Below are 21,915 nucleotides of genomic sequence, written 5' to 3' on the forward strand. Positions count from 1 at the left end.
GAGTTAAAACGTCTCTAAAAACGGAACGCTGGCTAACCTAATCAAAGCGACTGCCGATCCATCAATGCACTCTATTGATACGATAGACAGTCATGTATCGGCTATTGTGGGTCGGCCATGGTAGTTTTAAGAAGGCTTGCAATGTTCGCCGCTTTTGGCTTAACCAAATAGAATTTACGAACATAGTGCTCGAAGTCGTTCAGAATTGTCTGACCCCATGCACTGCCTGTTTTATCTACATGAGCTTCAATCACTTGTTGCAAATGAATGCGATGCTCTTCTGTTTGCTCGCTTGAAATACGGTTTAGATCGATTAGCTCATGGTTGCAACGGTCAAAGAAGTCGCCTTCCATATCGAGTACATACGCAAAACCACCCGTCATACCAGCACCGAAGTTAAGTCCAGTACGGCCAAGAATCGTGACGATACCGCCAGTCATATATTCACAGCAATGGTCGCCTGTGCCTTCGATGACTGCATGTGCGCCAGAGTTACGAACGCCAAAACGCTCACCTGCTGTACCGGCAGCATATAGCTTACCGCCAGTTGCACCATAGAGACAGGTATTACCGATGATGGCCGTTTCTTGTGCTACAAAGTTTGAGTCTTTCGGCGGATAAATAACAATCTCACCGCCTGCCATACCTTTGCCCACATAGTCATTGGCATCGCCTTCAAGCTCGATATTTAAACCGCCAGCATTCCACACGCCCAAACTTTGCCCTGCGGTACCCGTTAGACGAAGCTTAATTGGCATATCGCTCATGCCAAGGTTGCCCCAGACTTGCGCAATCTCACCAGAAATACGAGCACCGATAGAGCGGTCACAGTTACCAACGAAATAGCTATAATCGCCGCCCGCCCCTTTGCGAATGTTCACAAGCATATCGCTAATCATCTGCTCAGCAAGCAAGCCTTTATCAAACGGCTCATTACGCTCAACCTGACAAGTTTGTGCTTTGCCCACACTGGCTGGGTGACTAAATAGCAATGGCGTTAGATCAAGATGACGCTGCTTATCCGTATTGCCTTCTAGAATATCAAGCAAGTCAGTACGACCGACCAGCTCTTCCATACTACGAACACCTAACGCCGCCAACCACTCACGCGTCTCAGTTGCGACAAACTTAAAGAAGTTAATCAGCATTTCTGCTTCGCCAATGAAATGCTCATCACGCAGCTTGGCTTTTTGAGTAGCAACACCTGTCGGACAGTTGTTCAAGTGACATATACGTAGGTACTTACAACCAACTGCAATCATCGGCGTGGTACCAAAGCCAAAGCTCTCTGCACCCAAGATAGCAGCTTTTACTACATCCAATCCTGTTTTTAGACCACCGTCAGTTTGGACACGTACCTTATCACGTAACCCATTCACTCGTAGAGACTGGTGAGTCTCAGCCAAACCTAGCTCCCATGGTGAGCCTGCATGGTGGATAGACGATAGCGGAGACGCTGCCGTACCACCATCATAGCCCGAGATAGTAATCAGATCGGCATAGGCTTTTGCAACACCTGTCGCGATCGTACCAACACCTGGACGTGAGACCAATTTAACCGATACCAATGCATCTGGATTGACTTGTTTCAAATCAAAAATTAGCTGTGCCAAATCTTCGATAGAATAAATATCATGATGCGGCGGCGGTGAAATCAAGGTCACACCTGGCACTGAATAACGCAAACGTGCAATCAGCGCATTGACTTTACCACCAGGTAGCTGTCCACCTTCACCAGGCTTGGCACCCTGAGCTACTTTAATCTGCATGACTTCAGCGGAACGAAGGTAGGCAGGTGTGACCCCGAAACGACCAGAGGCAACTTGCTTGATCTTTGAGTTACGCAACGTGCCGTAACGCGCAGGATCTTCACCGCCTTCACCAGAGTTTGAGCGACCACCGATGGTATTCATAGCCATCGCAATCGACTCATGCGCTTCAGGAGATAGCGCGCCTAGTGACATGCCAGCTGAGTCAAAACGCGTCAAGATTTCAGAGATATCTTCTACTTCATTGACATCGATACTGTTGTCGGTTTTCAGTTGCAACAAGTCACGTAAAGTCGCGACTGGGCGGATATTGACTAGATTGGCATAATTCTGATAATTCTCATAATCGCCCGTACGTACTGCCGTATGCAGGCTGTTAATCACGTCAGGGTTAAAGGCATGATACTCTTTGTTGAAAACAAACTTGAGCAGACCACCTTGATCTAGAGGGGCACGACGCTTAAATGCATTGGCAGCCAATTGAGCTTGATCAGCAGCAAGGTCTGCAAAGGTAGCGCCTTTGATTCGACTTTGTACGCCTTTAAAGCATAAATTGACGACTTCTTCTGAGAGGCCAACTGCTTCAAACAACTGCGCGCCGCGATACGACACAATGGTAGAGATACCCATTTTTGATAAGATTTTTAGCAAACCTTTATCCAAGCCTTTGCGGAAATTAACACGGGCTTGAATCGGATCACCAAGTAGCTCACCAGTCGCGACCAAATCATCGATAACATCATATGCCAGATATGGATATACACAAGTTGCACCAAAGCCAATCAATACTGCTATTTGATGCGAGTCACGGGCAAGACCTGTTTCAATGATTAAGTTAGCATCAGTACGGATACCTTGCGCGATTAGATAATGATGCACAGCACCAGTAACCATAATGGCATTGGCGGGTACTTTGTCTGCATCGATATCTTTATCAGACAAGACAATCAATGTATTACCTGAGCGAATGTTATCTGCCACTTGCTCACAAATAGCGACGATAGCATCAGATAGTTCTAAAGTACGGTCATAATTCAGATCAATGCGAGCCATCTTAAACGCTGGATCATCCAAAGTTTCAAGCTGCTGCATCTTGCTGGCTGACAATACTGGCGATGACAAAATAATACGATGAGCATCTCTCGCAGATGGTGCAAATACGTTAGTCTCAGCGCCTAAGCAGGTCTGCAACGACATCACGATTGATTCACGTAATGGATCGATTGGCGGATTGGTTACCTGTGCAAACTGCTGGCGGAAAAAATCACCGACATGGCGAATTTGCTGCGACAGTACAGCCATTGGCGTATCGTCACCCATTGAGCCGACTGGTTCTTGACCATTTTCAGCATTAGGGCGAATGATTTCTGTGCGCTCTTCATTGGTGATGTGATACATTTTTTGTAGCGCTTTGAGCTTATCACCACGGCACGCTTGCGTTGCCAATGTCTCTTCTAGACGCTCATCATCACGGACACGCGTCGCTTCTTCACGCAACCATTTGCGATATGGATGCGCCGTTTTTAGTAAAGTTGCAATAGCCGTCGTATCTAAAATTTGACCTGTTAACGTATCAATGACCAGCATTTGACCAGGTCCAACGCGACCTTTTGCTAATACATCTTGTGGCTCGTAATCCCAAACGCCCACTTCTGATGCAACAGTGATATAGCCATTCTTAGTGGTTACCCAACGTGACGGTCGCAGACCGTTTCTATCGAGCATACAGACCGCATAGCGTCCATCCTGAATGACTAGACCTGCTGGACCGTCCCACGCTTCCATATGCTGTGAGTAAAACTCATAAAACGCACGCAGATCCATATCCATGCTATCAACGTTCTGCCACGCTGGGGGTACCAAGATAGACATTGCATGGAATAGGTTCATACCGCCAGACATAAGCACTTCGAGCATGTTATCTAAGCTTGATGAATCTGAACCGGTACTATTTACAAGTGGTGTCAACTCATTCAAGTTAGGCAGTTTGTCTGATTTCAGCTTGGGCGTACGGGCTTTAGACCAGTTGCGGTTACCTGTAATGGTATTTAACTCACCATTGTGCGCAAGATAACGGAATGGCTGTGCCAGTGGCCAGCGCGGTAAGGTATTGGTTGAGAAACGCTGATGGAATACTACGATATGTGACGCCAAACGCTCATCTTGCAAATCCAAGAAAAACGCTGGTAAATCTGAAGGCATTACCAAGCCTTTATAAATAATGGTCTGACAACTCAATGAACAGACATAAAATAGCTCATCATCCGTCAAACGCTGCTCTGCTTTTTTACGTGCAACAAACAGCTTACGGTTGAAATCATCAGCAGCTAGATCATCTGGCGCATTAACGAACACTTGCTTAAAGTCTGGTAATGTCTCACGACCAATCTCACCAACTATACTTAAGTCAAGTGGTACATTGCGCCAGCCAGCCACTTCTAATCCTTGGGCGGTAATCTCATCGCTTAATACTTGCTGGCTATGCTTGGCTTTATCGCTATCTAAATTAACGAACACCATACCGACAGCAAAGTTGTCCGTAATGGCAAATTGCTGCTCGTCAGCAATCTGTTTAAAGAAATCGGTAGGCGTCGCTAATAGTAAGCCACAACCATCACCAGTTCTACCGTCAGCAGCAACGCCGCCGCGATGTGTCATACAACTTAAACTATGAATGGCAGTTTTTACCAAATCATGGCTCGCTTCACCCTCAATATGGGCAATTAGGCCAAAACCGCAATTATCAGAAAAATCATCTGGCGTGGCCAGGTGTGTTTGTGAGGAAATCATTGACATAGCTTGTCCTTTTAAGTAGACGGGCAACTTACAGTTCCAATGCGGAGTATAAGTTGGTACCCGTAAGCAGAACGGGCTGATAGTGGATATTCGTGTGTTCGAATTGGCAAATAGTGCAATGCTCGATAGACATCATACTCTAAGAGAAAGTAAAACCCTTGACCCTCCTGGTCATTAGCTGATGTCTTGACATGTGGTCCGTGTATCAAAAGATAGTAAGTAGCAGCCCTTGGCAACGGGAGAATCTACGCCCTTAAATGCCAGTCACTCAATCAGTGATATCTAATGCCATTCATTTAAGCATCATTTGTTATGTTGTCATGTCTAGCATTTAGAGCTAAGCATACAATGACTTAATAACGGTGCACTTGTTTATCTTGAATATCTGACGCCCTGTATTCAAGCACTTTGTTTACCCTAAAAAGAGTGACAATAAGAGAGGTTGCGTCACTTACGATAACCTTATTATAGATAGTAAGTAACCGCGCTTGAGACAATAATATTTAGTAAAGAACTCTAAAAACTAAGAAAAAACCACTAAATAGTTGTTAAATAGACATTTTTTACGATAACTATACAGAACGTCGCCCACAGTTATATTAGTTAATGATTGTCAAAAAATCTAGTCTTTTCTACCGATAGATCAACCATAAATTGTAAGAGGACTTATTACTATTGGTTATAAGACGAATAAAACTACTATTAAAATTTTAATGCAAACCATATAAATGACAGTTAGCAAAAGGCTTTGATAATACTTAGCAGTAGTAGCTTGCCGCTTATTGTGACGATAAAACTATTTTGTATAGTGCTAAAAAAACCCACTAACCAAATCGCTAGTGGGTTAAATTAATCAGACAAAAACTAATTACTCTTATCTTCTATTAGCGCTTTTATACTATCGCTATTATTTTTGGGAGGATTAGCGTTAGCACTTTTGCCATTAGCATTTGAATTATTGTTCGTGCTACTAGGAGGCTTAGGTGTTGGCACGACTGGTGGCTTCTTACTAATAGAGTTCTCCGCCGGTGCCGCAGGCTTTTTGTTTTCTGGCGAGGGCTTATTTGCATTATTTTCATCTTTTGGCGATGCTTCAGATATTGTCTGCGTCTCACCACCAACCGTACGCTCTTCGCTAACAGACAACGTGGCAGAGGTATCTACCGACTGACGAATACTTTCTTGAGTACTACTACTATTAGCGCTTTCTTGGTTACCTCGATTACTGGTAGCACTGGCTGCTTGAGCAGCGGCGTCAGCAGCTTCTTCTTGCAAACGAGCTGGCACTTCGCGCTTGGTAGGTTTTAAATCAACGGCACGTGTACGTTTCGTACTTAGATCTTTTACTGGATCAGGACGCTCATAATTATCAATAATACTGACATACCGATTAATCTCTTCTGGCAATACACGTACGTTTGTAGGTAGCTTAAAGTCTATTAGCTTTGCGGCTCCTACTGCTTCTTGCGGGCTACTCATAATCCCATAAGTCAGCATATAACGGACTTGTTTTTCATCATCAAGATAACGGAAATAAGCAAATTTATCACGATCTTGACGGCCTTCTAAGTAACTAACAATCACATCGTTTTCAGAGACATTCATTACTTGAACAGTCCATTTGCCTTTGTTAGCTAGCAGATAACGCTTGTCTTTAAACTCATCAGGATAATCGCGCAAATCTCGAATCGTTGCATCAAAGTTAATCGGTTGTACATCCGTATCTAGCTCATGCAGCGATTCGACTTTTAGTGGTTGCTCAAACTCTTCATTCAAAATCTCTGGCGCTGATATTGGTGCATTTTCAATTTTGGCACCCATGGCTGGCGTTTGACTAAACATCCATACTAACGCTGTGACCACCCCTAGAAGTAGGGTCACTATTAGCCAAATCAGTGCTTGACGACTGTATGATTGGCTAGCAGTACGCGTTTTTGTTTTTGATGTTGCCATGAGGCGGTCCTTGGTAAACACATGTTTTACAGCATAATATAAATGCTTATTTAAACAGAGGTACAGCTAACCAGTTGGCTATAAGTACGAGATTTTAGTATAAATATATAAACGATAAATTCTTGAGACGTTACGCGCTATGTTTTGACAAAACTTCATGCAATAGTTCGCCGTCAAACTCATTAGTCATTACCGCATCGCCAATTGATTTTAACAAAATTAGGCGGATTTGTCCGTGTTTCACTTTTTTATCGTGTCCCATTAAATCTAGAGCAGTGTCTACACCGATAGCTGGTGGCGTAATAGGTAAGTTTGCCAATTCTAAAACACGCTTAATACGTACGACTTCATCATCAGTTAACCAGCCAACTTTTTGCGATAGCTCAGCTGCTTGTACCATACCAGCCGCTACTGCTTCGCCATGTAACCAATTGCCATAGCCTTCATGTGTTTCAATCACATGACCAAAAGTATGTCCAAAGTTCAATAGCGCGCGCACACCGGACTCTCTTTCGTCTTGTGCCACTACGTCGGCTTTGTACTGACAGCAGCGCTTTACAGCTTCACCAAGTACTGCCAAGTCAAGCGCCATCATTGCAGGCAAGTTTGCCTCAAGCCACGTTAAAAATGCCTCATCCATGATAAGGGCATATTTAATAATTTCAGCCACTCCAGCCGATAGCTCACGTGCAGGCAGTGTCTTAAGCGTACTCATATCGGCAAGCACCATTTGCGGCTGCCAAAAAGCACCAATCATATTTTTACCTTGCGGATGATTGATACCTGTTTTACCACCAACACTAGAATCTACTTGTGACAATAGCGTCGTTGGAATTTGAATAAAATTGACACCGCGCATAAAACTAGCAGCAGCAAAACCAGTCATATCTCCGACTACACCGCCACCAAGGGCAATAAGTGTCACATCACGATTGAAGTGCTCTGTCATCAGCGCATCATAAATCTGATCAATACTTGCTTGATTTTTATATTGTTCACCATCTGGCAGCACGCACACCTTTACCACAAACTGCTCTGCTAGCTCATCTTCTAATGCTTTTAAGTATAAAGGTGCCACAGTATCATTAGTGACGATTAAAACCTGACGGCCACTGATATAAGGCGTGATTTGCTTCGCCATACTACTATGTTCAGTCGTAGATTGTTCAGTAATGACAATAGGATAATCATGACTTTGCGTATGAACTATTAGGCCATCATGAAACGGCATTACCATGTGATACTCCTAAAGCATTTTCGATGAGGTAAAAGTAATTGAGTCTGCATATCAATCGTAGTTGCCAGTCTATTACTAGTCTTCTTGGTGCGCCGATGAGTCCGTAGTGCAATCGACGAATGATTCTAGCTGTTGCATCAATTGATTGACCATATGGCGTGGGTACGTGTGACCAGTAGGCATAATAATATGGGCGACTTGGCGATAGAGTGGATCGCGCGCACTGTATAACTCTTGCAATATTTTTCTAGGATTAGGCTGCTGCAATAATGGTCGAGATTTGTCTTTAGAGGTGCGTGCCAGCTGCACCTCGACAGGTGCATTAAGATACACGACGATGCCACGCTGTTTTAGGAACTCTCGGTTTTCAGCACACATGACTGCACCGCCACCGGTGGCTAATACGATTTGAGAGTTTTGGGTCAATTCATCAATGGCACGCGTTTCACGCTCACGGAAACCTGCTTCACCTTCTTTGGCAAATATCCAAGCAATGTCGGCACCCGTCTGCGATTCAATATACCAATCGCTGTCTACAAAGGTGCGACCTAACTGCTTGGCAAGCAGTTTTCCGATTGTCGTCTTCCCTGCTCCCATCGGACCCACTAAAAACACCGACGGTAATTCCTGCCCCATAATACTTACTCAGCTAAATTAGGTATGATACAACGTCATTGTTATTCTGGCTAGTAATGAGCCGTGATTATTGTGAGTAAAATTTAGAGCACACCATTCATCGGTACATACATAGGTATTGCAACTCGAAAACCCCTAATTTCGCGCATAAAAAAAGCAAGCACTATGGCTTACTTTTTTTAGCAATTAGCTAACCGCTTTATGACTAGTTTAGACGACTCGTACCATCATTAATAAGCTTCGGAGTTACGAAAATCAGTAGCTCTTCCTTACTATTACTACGTACATCACGACGGAAGGCACGACCAATATAAGGCAAGTCTCCTAAGAAAGGTACTTTATCTACACCATTACTAGTGCGGTTTTTGAAGACGCCGCCCAGTACGACTGTCTGACCATCTTCAATAATAACGTTGGTTGATATAGAATCCTCAGAGATGGCAACCTGATTATTAATGATTGTCGGCGTGCCGTTGGTAATGACCAATTGCAAACCAATTTTACCATCAGGCGTGATATTTGGTGTCGCTTCTAGACTTAATGCAGCCTCTTTAAAGCTGGTTGTCGTCGCACCACTGGCTGATGCTTCTTGATACGGAATCTGAGTACCAGAAGAGACTTTTGCAGTTTGCTTATCCGCGGTCAAAATCTTTGGTGTAGAAATAACTTCACCACGGTTATCTGCTTGTAGCGCTGATAATTCAAGATCTAGCATTACATCAGACATACTGAGCAAACCAAAGGCGATACTACCCGCTGGGTTAGAAACGCCTAAATCAACGTTTAGGTTATCAGGACTAGTAATGTCATAAGAAGGATAAGAAACGGTCTGACCATTTACAGTCGTCGTCTCTATATCAAAGTCCTTAAGATCAGCTAGTGTTTGGTTGCTACCACCGACCAGTAAGCTACGGTTGTTGGCTGCACCGTTTGACAAAATACCCCAACGAACACCAATCTCTTTACTGAAGCTATCAGTTGCACTAACAATACGTGCTTCAATCATGACCTGACGAACAGGAATATCAATTTTACTGATTAGTTTATGGATGTTTTCGATACTGTCAGCAACGTCTTTAATAATCAAAGTATTGGTACGTTCATCAACCGTTACCGTACCACGATTGGATAACAATGTATTATTATCCTCACGATTTGCTAGGCCACTACTATTACCAGTCGCGCCGCTACCTTGCGAAATAAGCGTTAAGACATCTTGTGCTTTTGCATAACTTAAACGAATGTACTCAGTACGCAGAGGTGCGTAAGATTGGACAGCTTGCTGCGCTTCTAGTTCACGTGCTTCTTGCTCAGCGAGCTCAGTAGAAGGCGCAACCAAAATCACATTACCATTTTCACGCTTGCCTAAGTTTTTGCTTTTCAAAATAATATCAAGGGCCTGATCCCAAGGAACATTGATCAAACGCAGGGTGATGTTGCCAGCAACAGAGTCACTTGCCACGATATTCATCTCAGTAAACTGCGCCAAAATATCTAAGACACTACGAACCTCAACATCTTGAAATTCCATAGATAGCGGTTCGCCACTATAGACTCTTTCTTCCAGCGTCGGCTCACGTAACAGCTCAGGCTTTTTAATGCCAATATTTAACTGGTTACCTGATTGGTAGGCCTGATACTCATAATCGTCATTCATGTTAATGGTGACGACGCCATTCTGTCCTTGGTTTTTGGTATCAATGCTACCAACAAGACCACTATTAATATTCAATCGGCGTAGTAAGTTTCTCGGAACCGTACTACCAGTCAAACGTACGACAAGGTTATTGCCTTGACGCTGCACATCTACTGGAATAGCTTCGTTGGCAAGCACCATACTGACATTACCGCCACCATCGTTACCTGCTGAAAAATTGACTGCGCTTAGCCCATCATAACTATACTGCTTGCTTACTTGCGAAGCTGCCAATTGAGGATTCAAAAGCGGATTGACTCTGACCACCATCGTATCAGCTGGTACCTCGTTCTTCACGACAACCTTACTCGTGGTACGTACAGGTGCCACTGGTACGGTAGAACTCTCAACAATAGGCGTAACGACAGCGGTCGTTGTCATACTATTATTGTTATTGAGCACATCTTGAATCGGGTCGCTGGTAATAACTGGACGATTAGGGTCAGTGATGGTTAGCAATAAATCATTGCCTTCAACCGCTGTCGTATAACTCCCTGACTCTTTTAAACCAACAATGAGACGTGTGGTACTGTCACTGCTGAGCGTAGTAACGTCATTAATCGCACCGATGTTATATTCATTAAAGCGGCTAGCCAGCCCATTCTGCACTTGTTCGAAATCTAGAACTAAGCGACTAGGATCATCAAGCTGATAGGCTGCAGGCAATACTGGCAATCCTGTAAACCCCAAACGCATTTGCGTCACTGCAGGTGCGGTCTGTACTACAGAGACATTATCGATGCGCTGTGCAGCATGAGCACTATTAGTCACAGCCACCATACTGACTGCCAGTGCTGAAATGGCAAAAGCAGAAGACATGCGGTTGCTCATCATCATTACCTTGTTATTGCGTACTGTCATTATTTATTCCTCAAAAAATCTGCCGACTTAGCTTATAGGGGATACCAGCGACTGGGGTTTTTCCACAAACCCTGCGCGGCTATCTGGCACAATTTCAATCAAGTTAACCTGGGTCGGCGTGATTTCAACAATACGGCCGTCATTCAATCCAAGATAATCGCCTACTTTAACACTGGCAACCGAACCATCTGGACGTTGTATCAATGCATATCGCTGACCTTCGGGCGAAATCACCACACCTCGGAAGACCAATTGCGACAGTTCATACTGCTCAAGCGGTTCTTTGATTCTGTTGATATCTGGTCGTACACCATCTATAGGAGTGGTCGGGCCTTGCACATTGACTAAACTCGGTGGTAAAAATGGACTACGTTGCGAGCTTGCGCTATATACAAAATCCTCTACCAGCTCGGCTTTAGGCGGCGGCTCAATAGGCTGCGCAGGCTGGTTGCGGATATCGGTCATTGCCTGCTCTGCCATACCTATGCGGTCACTACACCCAGTCATAGATAAAACAGCGACACTTAAAACCAATAGCATGGGCATTCTTTGGATATTCATTAGTTGCCTCCTGCATTTGTATCAGTAGCGGCGGCGGTATCACCTTCAGGAGCCGCTTCTTTAGAGCGATAAGTCTTAGTTTGCAAGACTAAGTTAAGCTCTGGCAAAACATCCAATGTAGGCTGTGGATTGCTGACTTCAAAATCATGCATCGTGATAATTCGAGGCAGTGCAGCAAGACCACTGATAAAGCTACCAAACTGATGGTATTCACCCAAAGCCGCAATACGTATAGGCTGCTCAATAAAGAATTCATTTTCAATTTCAGGTTCTACTGAAATATCTTGGAAACGGATATTGCTACCAACGCCTGTCATGTTTATGCCTTCTACCAATTCTGACACACGCGTATCTTTCGGCAACTGATCCAATAAAGTATTAAATTCAGTTTCCATTTGGACAACTTGTGCCTGATACGCTTTTAAATGACGTGCGCGAGATTCTTTTTCACGGTAGCTATCAAGCAAGGTCTGCTGCTGGCTTTCAGCCGCATTGATCTCATCGATTTTGCTACTGATGGGTAATGCCCATGACAATGCTGCGATAAAAGTGATGATAAGACCAATCACTGTCACCTTTACAGGTAATGGCCAACTGCCATAGTTTTCTGAATCTAGCGACTCAAAACTACGGCGAAACTCATTTAAATCGAATTGCTTTTTTGGCTTTAAAGCAGATTTTTTGGTTTTAGAGAGGCTCTTTTTGCGGATAAGCTTCATAACGCTCCTCCTAGACCAGTATCGGTGTCAGCAGCAGTCGGAGTTTCCGATTGTACTCTAGTCGTTACTACAAACTGTACGTAACTGTCTTCAGGATAAACAGGTCGCGCCTGCTCACCAGTATTAACCGTATTATTGAGGACTGGAGCAGCCTCATAAGCGCTAATATTCTGTTGAATGTTACTTACTGCTGAGTTGCCCATCCATTTACTGTTATCAAGGTTACGAATCAGGCTGGACACAATGTTTGGATTGTCCGCTAAGCCTGTCAAAGTTAGCGTATCACCTTCACGTTTAAGGTTATTTAGATAAAGTGCTGGTGGAATAGCTTTAGCGAGATCATCCCACAAGCGTACAGGTACAGGACGTCGCCCCTGTAGATCTTGAATAACTTGCATGCGTGAAATAATGTCTTCACGGCGCTGCTCTAAACTGTCAATTTCGGTCAATGCGGTGTCTAAGCGAGTATTTTCTTGTTCGATCAATGCATTGGCATCAAGCTGCTCATCAAGTTCATTATTAAAATAACTCCATGAAGCAAAAGCTGCTAATAGTGTCAGTAATGTCACCGCCACTATCAATGTCATAAACTCTTTGTTACGACGTTCACGCTCTTCTTGTCGCCAAGGTAAAAGGTTAATACGAGCCATTAGTCAAAGCTCCTTAACGCAAGACCGCATGCAGCCATTAAGCTTGGCGCATCAACCGCCAGTTGCTCATTATCGATATTTGGTGCAATAGTCATATTGGTAAAAGGGTTGGCAACACTGACAGTTACACCCAGCTTTTGTTGTGCCATACCAGCGAGACCTGCAATAGAACTGCTGCCTCCTGCAAGCACTACATGATCGATACTGCTATACTGACTTGATGAGAAATAAAACTGTAAAGAGCGAGTGATCTGTTGAATGGTATTTTCTATAAAAGGGGTCAGTACTTCAGGATAATAATCATCAGGTAAGGTACGTTCGCGTTTACTTAGTGTCGCTTCTTCTGCTGATAGGCCATAGCGATTTTGTATTGCCTCGGTCAGCTGAGCACCGCCAAACAACTGCTCACGACTATAAATAAACTCACCATTCTTAGCGATATATAATGTGGTCTGATTATGGCCAATATCTACCAACGCTACTAGTTCTGGTACATTCGGTAGGCTATCTACCATCAATCCAAATGCACGCTCGATTGCATGAGACTCGATATCCATAATTTTCGTTTGCAAGCCACCAAAGGCCAAAGCATCGACACGTTGGTCGACGTTCTCTGAGCGAGAGGCAGCAAGCAACACCTGAACCATATCTTCACTAACCAAAGACGGTCCTAATACTTCAAAATCTAGATTGACGTCTTCTAATGGATAAGGCACATACTGGTCAGCATCCAAACGTATTTGCGCCTCACGCTCAACATCGCTGAGTGTCATATCCATATCAATGATTTTAGTAATCACCGCAGAGCCAGAAACAGCGGTCGCAGCATTGCTACCCGCGACTTGGCAGCGTCGTGCCAAGACCGTTATAATATTACCAGCAGCTTCTGTATCTACTAGAATCTTATCAACCACGATACCTTCCGGTAGTCTTTCAATACCATAAGATTTTAGGTGGAACATGCCTTGCTGACGCTGTATGTCAACCAACTTTACTGAAGTGGCACAAATATCCACACCAATCAAATGTCGACTTTTGGAAGTAAATAGCCTCACTAGCTCTATACCTTATATTAAGTGTACAATCTGGTAATTATTTGTAATAATTCAATACAATACTTTACTTAATTGATAGATTCAAGCATTTAAAAATATATTAAGGCCAACTTACACATTTATTATGACCTGCCTATTTTGTTCAATGTATAATAATATTGTCTGCTACAAATTCTAACTAATAAGTCTTATTATGGCCAAAACAAATGCTACCGCTCGTCTCATTCGCTTTTTGGTGGGACTCTTTATCGCTTGCCTAGCATTGGCAGTTGTTCTAGCACTTGCTGTACCTATTGGTTTTTATGGGATGGCCATGTATCTATCGCCGACCCTACCTAGTACGCAAGAGATTAAGACGGCTAAACTAGAAATGCCATTACAGATTTATAGTAGTGATGATAAATTAATTGGCCAATACGGCAATCGTTTATCTTTACCAGTTAGTTTTGATGAGATTCCTGAAGATTTAACTCATGCTTTTTTGGCAGCTGAAGATGCTTCTTTTTTTCAGCACAGTGGAATTAGCATTAAAGGTCTTGGTCGCGCTGTCACCGAGGCAGTCACTGACGATGATGGTCAGACGGGTGGCTCTACTATTACTATGCAGGTCGCTAAGAATTACTTCTTGAGTCCGGAACGTACTTTAAACCGCAAACTAACAGAATTATTTTTAGCGCGTAAAATTGAAGACGAGCTGAGCAAAAATGATATTTTGACACTGTATGTCAATAAAATTTATTTAGGTGAAGGTGCTTATGGTATCCGTGCTGCAGCTAAAAAATACTATAGCAAGTCGTTGGATAACCTAACTATTGCTGAAATGGCGATGTTAGCAGGTCTACCAAAAGCCCCCTCTAAATACAACCCTGTTGCCAATCCTAGTCGTGCATTGACTCGCCGTAATTGGATTGTTGGACGCATGCACGAGCTTGGCTATATTACCAAAGCTCAGTATGACGAAGCGGTCAACTCTCCTATAGGTATCAACCTATATAAAGAAAAGCTCGATGTAAATATGCCTTACTTGGCAGAAATGACACGAGCTTCTTTAGTTGAACGTTATGGCGATCAAGTCATGCACGGTGGTTGGCGCGTACGTCTCACAGTAGACAGTAAAGCGCAAACAGATGCAGAAGCAGCAGTAGTAACAGGATTGATTGCCTACGAGCATCGCCATGGTTGGCGCGGGGCTGAAGCAAATGATGAGCCTCTCGAGAACTTCCAACGCTACAGCAATATGTCTCCTGCCAAAGTGACCAAAGTCAATTCTCGTAGTTTTAATGCAGTCCTACAATCTGGTGAAGAAGTGACCGTTAATTGGTCTGGTATGAAATGGGCACGCAAATATATTTCTGCTGACCGTATTGGTTATTACCCTAGCAATGCCAGTCAAGTTGTTAAGAAAAACGATATCGTTCGTGTGATACCTACTACGAATGGCAACTGGCAACTAGGTCAAATACCTAAAATTCAAGGCAGTTTGGTCTCGTTAAATCCAGAGACTGGTGCTGTCAATGCATTGGTTGGTGGCTTTGATTTTAACCACAGTAAGTTCAACCGCGCTCTACAGGGCTGGCGTCAACCTGGCTCAACCATTAAGCCACTTGTTTATACCGCTGCTTTAGAAAAAGGTTATCGTCCAGATACCATCGTTTCTGACCGAGCTATTCAAGTAGGTGACTGGAAACCGAAAAACTCTGATGAACGTTTCTTAGGTGATATCACTTTACGTCGTGGTTTATATTTGTCGCGTAACCTCGTATCTATTCGCTTGTTACAAGCGATCGGTATCTCAAGTACGCGCAACCTATTAGATGAATTCGGTCTTGATAAAGAAAAGCTACCAACAACCTTGTCATTAGCACTTGGAGCAGGACAAGCCACACCATTACAAATGGCCACGGCTTACTCAACCTTCGCCAATGGTGGTCATCGTGTCCAACCTTACTTTATTGAACAAATTTACAATTATAAGAACGAGCTGTTGTTTCAGGCAAATCCACGTCAAGCATGTGCACTATGCTTTAACGAAAAACTTGAAAAGGTTAATAGCAGCTTAGTTGAAGAGTATGAGAAGTCAATTGAAGCGCTTGATGATAGCAGTAATGAAATAACTCCCGATAATTCATCATCAGAAAGCAATGATGGTAACGAAACAACAGATAAAGAGCTTGATTTAACGGTATACAACGCAGGTCCACAATCAGACCGCCTAAAAGCGCCAGCCGTACAATATGTAAGGGCCAAACAAGCACCGCGCATACTGCAACCTAGAGTCGCTTTTGAGATGGCCGATATACTACGCGATGTAGTCCAACGCGGTACAGCGGTAAGAGCAAAGGCATTAGGACGCAATGATATCGGTGGCAAAACTGGTACCACCAATCAGGCAAAGGATGCATGGTTTGCAGGGTTCCACCCTACCAATGCAACAGTAGTATGGATGGGATTCGATCAACCATCTACTATGGGACGCCGTGAATACGGTGGTGTAGCAGCGCTGCCAGTATGGATGGACTTTATGAAAGCACAGCTGAAAGACACGCCAAGCCAATGGGTATCTATCAATAACCGCTCAAAATCCAGAAAGCAACAGCAAACCATCATAGAGATGACTGATGATGGCATCCTAGTTGATGATGACGCCAAGAAATCAGCCAAGCCCGTTAAGACTCAAACTCAGCAGCGTAAGCCTTCGGTTCCAGAGCCTACTGAGGAGACGAGCACTCCACCATCAACGAAACCAAGTAGCAATCGTAGTGATGACAGCGTACCGGAAAATCCATTAACGGTGACACCCGTTGAAAGTATGCCACCGATGCCAGAGTAACAAACAAGACTATTTTTAGTTAATAAGAAAAAGGCTTATTCAGCAATGACTGAATAAGCCTTTTTTATGCGCTGTAGACTATGGCCTACCCTACTTAATCATACTTTAAAATGGTTCAATAAATAGCGGTCAAAGAATAAATCTTCTGGTGAACTTCCTATTAGAATTCAACCATACCTGCACGCAGTTGTTCAATCAACTCTAAAAGCTGATTACGCCATTCCCGTATCGTTGTTTCATCAGGTAGCCATTGGTTAGATAAAGTGACAACATTGACAATCAAGTCTGGCGACGCTGAATGACTGCTTGGCGCTTCATCGACGATAGTATCTGGCGGTACTGCATACAGACAGCGCTGATAAGCACGTTCTATATTGGCGATAAAACCTTGCTGCTGTAATTGCTGCAGACGCTGAATCTCAGGAGATACTTGGGTACGCTCGCTCAATGCTTGTTCAATATCGAGCAAAGTTGGCGCTGTCATATTTAAGCTATAGAAATGACCGAGCTCCTGAATAAATGCTAATAAAGCACCATGCAAATGAAAAATAGCAGTCTCACAGTGTGCTTGGTATAACTGTTTGTCGTTGGTACTTCCTGCAGATTGACAAGATAAACGACAGAAATATAACTTTTGATTGGTTCGATCTGCTTGATATTTGGCGACGCGAGTTTTACCTGCCATTTGCTAATTATCCTTTTATAAATAGTGAATTAGAGCCTATTTCCAGTGTACTATTTTTTTAGATGATAGCACCATGCCTTTCTTAGTTTTTTATACGCGCAAAAAAGCCAGCAACTTAGGCTGGCTTTTTTATCAAATTAAGAATGAATCAAAATACTTAATACGATTAATTATCTTGATTTAATTCTTGAGCAAATGCTTCGTCGAAGCTTGCAAAATCTTTGCTATCAGTGCTTGCAGTCATATCAAACGCTGCATTCAAATCTTTATCTTGTAGCTTCTGATCTGCTTTTTCTTTGCGTGCTTTATGATAAGCAAGACCAGTACCTGCAGGGATCAAGCGACCAACAACCACGTTTTCTTTCAGACCACGTAGCTCATCTACTTTACCAGTCACAGCAGCCGCAGTTAGTACACGGGTTGTTTCCTGGAAAGAAGCCGCTGAGATAAAGCTTTCAGTTGCTAGACTTGCTTTGGTGATACCTAGTAATTGACGCTCAAACTGTACTGGGAATTTATCTTCCGCTTCTAGCTTAGCATTCAATGCTTTGATATCTGCATACTCGACCTGATCACCTTTGAAGTGACTTGAATCGCCGCCGTCAGTGATTTCAACTTTACGCAACATCTGACGAATGATAACTTCGATGTGCTTGTCGTTGATTTTTACACCCTGTAAGCGATAAACGTCCTGTACTTCGTTGACGATGTAATCAGCAAGTGCAGTCTGACCTTTCAAGCGCAAGATATCATGTGGGTTCTGTGGACCATCAGCGATCACTTCACCACGTGCTACCGTCTCGTTTTCAAAGACGTTGATTTGACGCCATTTCGGGATTAACTCTTCATGTACTTCACCATCTTCATTGGTAATAATGAAGCGGTTTTTACCTTTGGTCTCTTTACCAAAGCTTACCACACCAGTCATTTCTGCCATGATGGCGTGATCTTTTGGACGACGTGCTTCAAACAAGTCAGCAACACGTGGTAGACCACCGGTAATATCTTTCGTACCAGAAGACGCTTGTGGTACACGGCCTAGAATCGAACCTGCTGCCACTTTCTCACCATCGCTTACGCGGATGATAGTTTCAGCTGGTAAGAAGTAAACCACTTCTTTGCCTTCGTCAGTGTTCAAGATAATCGCAGGACGTAAGTCTTTTGCTGAACTTGAACGGTCACGAGTGGCTAGAATCTCAAATGAGCTCATACCAGTCGCATCATCAACCTTCACTGTGGCAGTCATACCGTCAGTGATATCACTGAAGCGTGCGGTACCAGCAAACTCTGTGATGATTGGATGCGTATGCGGATCCCACTTAGCGATAGTTTGACCGCCTTCAACCTGCTCTTCGTCTTTCACAAGTACGCTTGAACCGTACGGTACTTTATAGCGCTCACGCTCACGGCCAAGCTCATCGGTCAATGCGATTTCAGCTGAACGCGATACGATGACTAAGTGACCATCGGTATGCTGTACTGTTTTCATGTTCTCAAAGTGCGCTTGACCAGCATTACGTACAGAGATGCTGTTGTCTACAGATGCTGAGCTCGCTGCCCCGCCCACGTGGAACGTACGCATGGTTAACTGAGTACCCGGCTCACCGATAGACTGAGCTGCCATAACACCGACTGATTCACCGATATTCACTTTATGACCACGTGCAAGGTCACGACCATAACACTGTGAACATACGCCATGTTCGATATCACACGTAATTACTGAACGTACCCAGATATCATCGATTGCGTTGTTATCAAGGACGTTAACCCAGTACTCATCGATCAATGTACCAGCTGGAATCAATACTTTATCAGCATCATCGTTATAAGTCACATCACGTGCAGTCACACGACCCAGTACTAGCTCGCCTAATTTCTCAATGATTTCACCACCTTGGATATGTGGCTTCATGAGTAGGCCTTCTTCAGTACCACAGTCATCACTCGTGATAACCAAATCTTGTGCCACATCAACCAGACGACGAGTTAGGTAACCCGAGTTAGCCGTTTTCAGTGCCGTATCCGCTAGACCTTTACGTGCACCGTGAGTTGAGATGAAGTACTGTAGTACGGTCAAACCTTCACGGAAGTTGGCTTTAATCGGTGTCTCAATGATTGAGCCATCTGGTTTCGCCATCAAACCACGCATACCAGCCAACTGACGAATCTGTGCCGCACTACCACGAGCACCAGAATCTGACATGATAAAGATAGAGTTGAATGACTTCTGCTCGTCTTCTTCACCTTGTGCGTTGATAACTTTATCTGTTGCCAAGTTGTCCATCATCGCCTTAGCGACTTTGTCATTGGTACGTGACCAGATATCAACTACTTTGTTATAGCGCTCACCAGCAGTTACGAAACCTTGCTCGAACTGATCTTCGATTTCGCGAACTTCGCCTTCTGCCACTTTAATGATTTGCTTCTTAAGTGGTGGAATGACCATGTCATCGATACCGATAGACACGCCAGATAATGTTGCTTGAGCAAAACCAAGATACATCAATTGGTCAGCAAACATAACACTTTCTTTGACGCCGACTTTACGATAGCAAGAGTTAATCAAACGAGAGATATTTTTCTTCGTCATCTCTTGGTTACACTCATCAAACGTCATACCTTTAGGCATGATGTTCCAGATAAGTAGACGACCAGCAACCGTATCTTTGATACTGATTTCTTTAGTCTCGTTACCGTCTTCGTCAATTTGCGTCTCAGTAACACGCACTTTGATCTTGGCGTTTACATGTAGGTCGTTTGAACCAATTGCACGCAATGCTTCATTAACGGTAGCAAAAATCATGCTCTCGCCTTTGGCATTGATCGACGAGCGACTGATGTAATATAGACCTAGTACAACATCCTGAGATGGTACGATGATCGGATCACCGTTCGCAGGTGACAAGATGTTGTTGGTAGACATCATCAAGGCACGTGATTCAAGCTGCGCTTCTAGCGTCAATGGCACGTGAACGGCCATTTGGTCACCATCGAAATCGGCGTTGAATGCAGTACAAACAAGCGGATGCAACTGGATTGCTTTACCTTCGATCAATACTGGCTCAAATGCCTGTAGACCCAAACGGTGAAGTGTTGGCGCACGGTTAAGAAGTACTGGATGCTCACGGATAACCATGGCCAGCATATCCCACACTTGTGGCTCTTCACGCTCTACCATCTTTTTGGCAGCTTTAATTGTAGTCGCCAAACCATGAGACAATAGTTTGTTATAAGTAAATGGCTTGAATAATTCTAGTGCCATTTTCTTAGGTAGACCACACTGATGTAGACGTAGTGTTGGACCTACAACGATAACCGAACGACCAGAGTAATCGACACGCTTACCAAGTAAGTTCTGACGGAAACGACCTTGCTTACCTTTGATCATATCTGCCAAAGATTTCAATGGACGCTTGTTACTACCAGTGATGGCACGACCGCGACGACCGTTATCAAGCAACGCATCTACTGACTCTTGCAACATACGCTTTTCGTTACGTACGATGATGTCAGGTGCGCTTAGCTCAAGCAGACGCTTAAGACGGTTGTTACGGTTGATCACACGGCGATATAGATCGTTTAGATCTGACGTCGCAAAACGGCCGCCTTCTAGCGGTACTAGAGGACGCAAATCTGGTGGTAGTACTGGCAAGATGTTCATTACCATCCACTCAGGCTTGTTATTAGAATCACGGAATGCTTCTAATAATTTGAGACGCTTAGACATTTTCTTAAGCTTAGTCTCAGAACCTGTTTGTGGAATCGCTTCACGTAGCTCATCAATCTCAAGATCCATATCGATATCTTTCAATAGGTCTTGAACTGCTTCAGCACCCATCTTAGCTGTGAATTCGTCACCAAACTCTTCAAGCGCTTTGTAATAATCTTCATCATCAAGCAACTGGTACTTTTCTAAGCTAGTTAGACCAGGCTCGGTGACGATATAGCTTTCGAAATATAGAACGCGCTCGATATCACGTAGCGTCATGTCTAATAATAGACCGATGCGGCTTGGTAATGATTTTAAGAACCAAATATGCGCCACAGGACTGGCTAGGTCGATATGACCCATGCGATCACGACGAACTTTAGCAGTGGTAACTTCAACACCACATTTTTCACAGATAACGCCTTGGAACTTACGGCGCTTATATTTACCACATAGACATTCGAAGTCTTTTACTGGGCCAAAGATTTTGGCACAAAAAAGACCATCACGCTCAGGCTTGAACGTGCGATAGTTGATGGTTTCAGGCTTTTTTACTTCGCCGTGCGACCATGACTTAATAACGTCAGGTGAGGCTAAAGTAATTTGAATGCTATCAAACTCTTGGTTACCGTTGCCGGTAGGGCTTTGCATGATATCGAGTAAATCTTTCAAGTTGCTTCTCCGTTATCTTTATAATCATCTGACAGCGTACCATTGACGCAGATAAGATGAATGAAGGCAATGAATAGGGTTGA

The 21,915-nt window shown here is 43.7% G+C and carries 12 protein-coding genes; 1 reads left to right on the forward strand and 11 read right to left on the reverse strand.

Annotation, left to right across the window (positions count from 1 at the left end):
* Positions 1 to 101 precede the first annotated feature (101 nt).
* From gltB to pilM, 9 genes are all read right to left on the reverse strand, one after another.
* Positions 102 to 4,565, reverse strand: coding sequence for a glutamate synthase large subunit (gene gltB / locus I3254_RS05490; protein WP_238051970.1), 4,464 nt, complete (start codon positions 4,563 to 4,565; stop codon positions 102 to 104).
* A gap of 864 nt (positions 4,566 to 5,429) precedes the next feature.
* On the reverse strand, positions 5,430 to 6,518 hold the full coding sequence (locus tag I3254_RS05495) for a hypothetical protein (protein ID WP_238051971.1): 1,089 nt from the start codon (positions 6,516 to 6,518) through the stop codon (positions 5,430 to 5,432).
* A 130-nt stretch (positions 6,519 to 6,648) separates the two neighbouring features.
* A complete protein-coding gene (gene aroB, locus I3254_RS05500; RefSeq protein ID WP_238051973.1) occupies positions 6,649 to 7,755 on the reverse strand; it encodes a 3-dehydroquinate synthase in 1,107 nt (368 codons plus the stop codon).
* 75 nt (positions 7,756 to 7,830) lie between these two features.
* A complete protein-coding gene (gene aroK, locus I3254_RS05505; protein WP_201549312.1) occupies positions 7,831 to 8,391 on the reverse strand; it encodes a shikimate kinase AroK in 561 nt (186 codons plus the stop codon).
* A gap of 205 nt (positions 8,392 to 8,596) precedes the next feature.
* Complete coding sequence (pilQ, locus tag I3254_RS05510) at positions 8,597 to 10,948, reverse strand: type IV pilus secretin PilQ (RefSeq protein WP_238051975.1); 2,352 nt, start codon at positions 10,946 to 10,948, stop codon at positions 8,597 to 8,599.
* Positions 10,949 to 10,975: 27 nt separating this feature from the next.
* Positions 10,976 to 11,509, reverse strand: a complete 534-nt coding sequence (locus I3254_RS05515; protein WP_057761705.1) for a pilus assembly protein PilP — start codon at positions 11,507 to 11,509, stop codon at positions 10,976 to 10,978.
* Positions 11,509 to 12,228, reverse strand: a complete 720-nt coding sequence (gene pilO / locus I3254_RS05520; protein WP_102093192.1) for a type 4a pilus biogenesis protein PilO — start codon at positions 12,226 to 12,228, stop codon at positions 11,509 to 11,511. The genes I3254_RS05515 and pilO overlap by 1 nt, the downstream gene beginning before the upstream one ends.
* Positions 12,225 to 12,878: a PilN domain-containing protein gene (locus I3254_RS05525; protein ID WP_201572584.1), complete on the reverse strand. Its 654-nt coding sequence runs from the start codon at positions 12,876 to 12,878 to the stop codon at positions 12,225 to 12,227. The genes pilO and I3254_RS05525 overlap by 4 nt, the downstream gene beginning before the upstream one ends.
* Complete coding sequence (gene pilM / locus I3254_RS05530) at positions 12,878 to 13,933, reverse strand: type IV pilus assembly protein PilM (protein ID WP_102090385.1); 1,056 nt, start codon at positions 13,931 to 13,933, stop codon at positions 12,878 to 12,880. Before pilM ends, I3254_RS05525 begins: the two co-directional genes overlap by 1 nt.
* Before the next feature lie 193 nt (positions 13,934 to 14,126).
* On the opposite strand from pilM, the gene I3254_RS05535 reads away from it, so the two are divergent.
* A complete protein-coding gene (locus tag I3254_RS05535) occupies positions 14,127 to 16,763 on the forward strand; it encodes a PBP1A family penicillin-binding protein (protein ID WP_238051978.1) in 2,637 nt (878 codons plus the stop codon).
* Between the two features lie 160 nt (positions 16,764 to 16,923).
* Here I3254_RS05535 and I3254_RS05540 read toward each other — a convergent pair whose 3' ends face one another.
* Positions 16,924 to 17,448, reverse strand: coding sequence for a DUF6586 family protein (locus I3254_RS05540; RefSeq protein ID WP_101204294.1), 525 nt, complete (start codon positions 17,446 to 17,448; stop codon positions 16,924 to 16,926).
* A gap of 166 nt (positions 17,449 to 17,614) precedes the next feature.
* Positions 17,615 to 21,832, reverse strand: a complete 4,218-nt coding sequence (gene rpoC / locus I3254_RS05545; protein WP_238051981.1) for a DNA-directed RNA polymerase subunit beta' — start codon at positions 21,830 to 21,832, stop codon at positions 17,615 to 17,617.
* Positions 21,833 to 21,915: the final 83 nt, after the last annotated feature.

It is taken from the genome of Psychrobacter sp. Ps2 (assembly GCF_022129405.1).
GTDB lineage: Bacteria > Pseudomonadota > Gammaproteobacteria > Pseudomonadales > Moraxellaceae > Psychrobacter.

Excerpts from the sequence above, each read along its gene's own strand:
- gltB (WP_238051970.1), bottom strand. The coding sequence starts at position 4,565 with ATGTCAATGATTTCCTCACAAACACACCTGGCCACGCCAGATGATTTT.
- I3254_RS05495 (WP_238051971.1), bottom strand. The coding sequence starts at position 6,518 with ATGGCAACATCAAAAACAAAAACGCGTACTGCTAGCCAATCATACAGT.
- aroB (WP_238051973.1), bottom strand. The coding sequence starts at position 7,755 with ATGGTAATGCCGTTTCATGATGGCCTAATAGTTCATACGCAAAGTCAT.
- aroK (WP_201549312.1), bottom strand. The coding sequence starts at position 8,391 with ATGGGGCAGGAATTACCGTCGGTGTTTTTAGTGGGTCCGATGGGAGCA.
- pilQ (WP_238051975.1), bottom strand. The coding sequence starts at position 10,948 with ATGACAGTACGCAATAACAAGGTAATGATGATGAGCAACCGCATGTCT.
- I3254_RS05515 (WP_057761705.1), bottom strand. The coding sequence starts at position 11,509 with ATGAATATCCAAAGAATGCCCATGCTATTGGTTTTAAGTGTCGCTGTT.
- pilO (WP_102093192.1), bottom strand. The coding sequence starts at position 12,228 with ATGAAGCTTATCCGCAAAAAGAGCCTCTCTAAAACCAAAAAATCTGCT.
- I3254_RS05525 (WP_201572584.1), bottom strand. The coding sequence starts at position 12,878 with ATGGCTCGTATTAACCTTTTACCTTGGCGACAAGAAGAGCGTGAACGT.
- I3254_RS05535 (WP_238051978.1), top strand. The coding sequence starts at position 14,127 with ATGGCCAAAACAAATGCTACCGCTCGTCTCATTCGCTTTTTGGTGGGA.
- I3254_RS05540 (WP_101204294.1), bottom strand. The coding sequence starts at position 17,448 with ATGGCAGGTAAAACTCGCGTCGCCAAATATCAAGCAGATCGAACCAAT.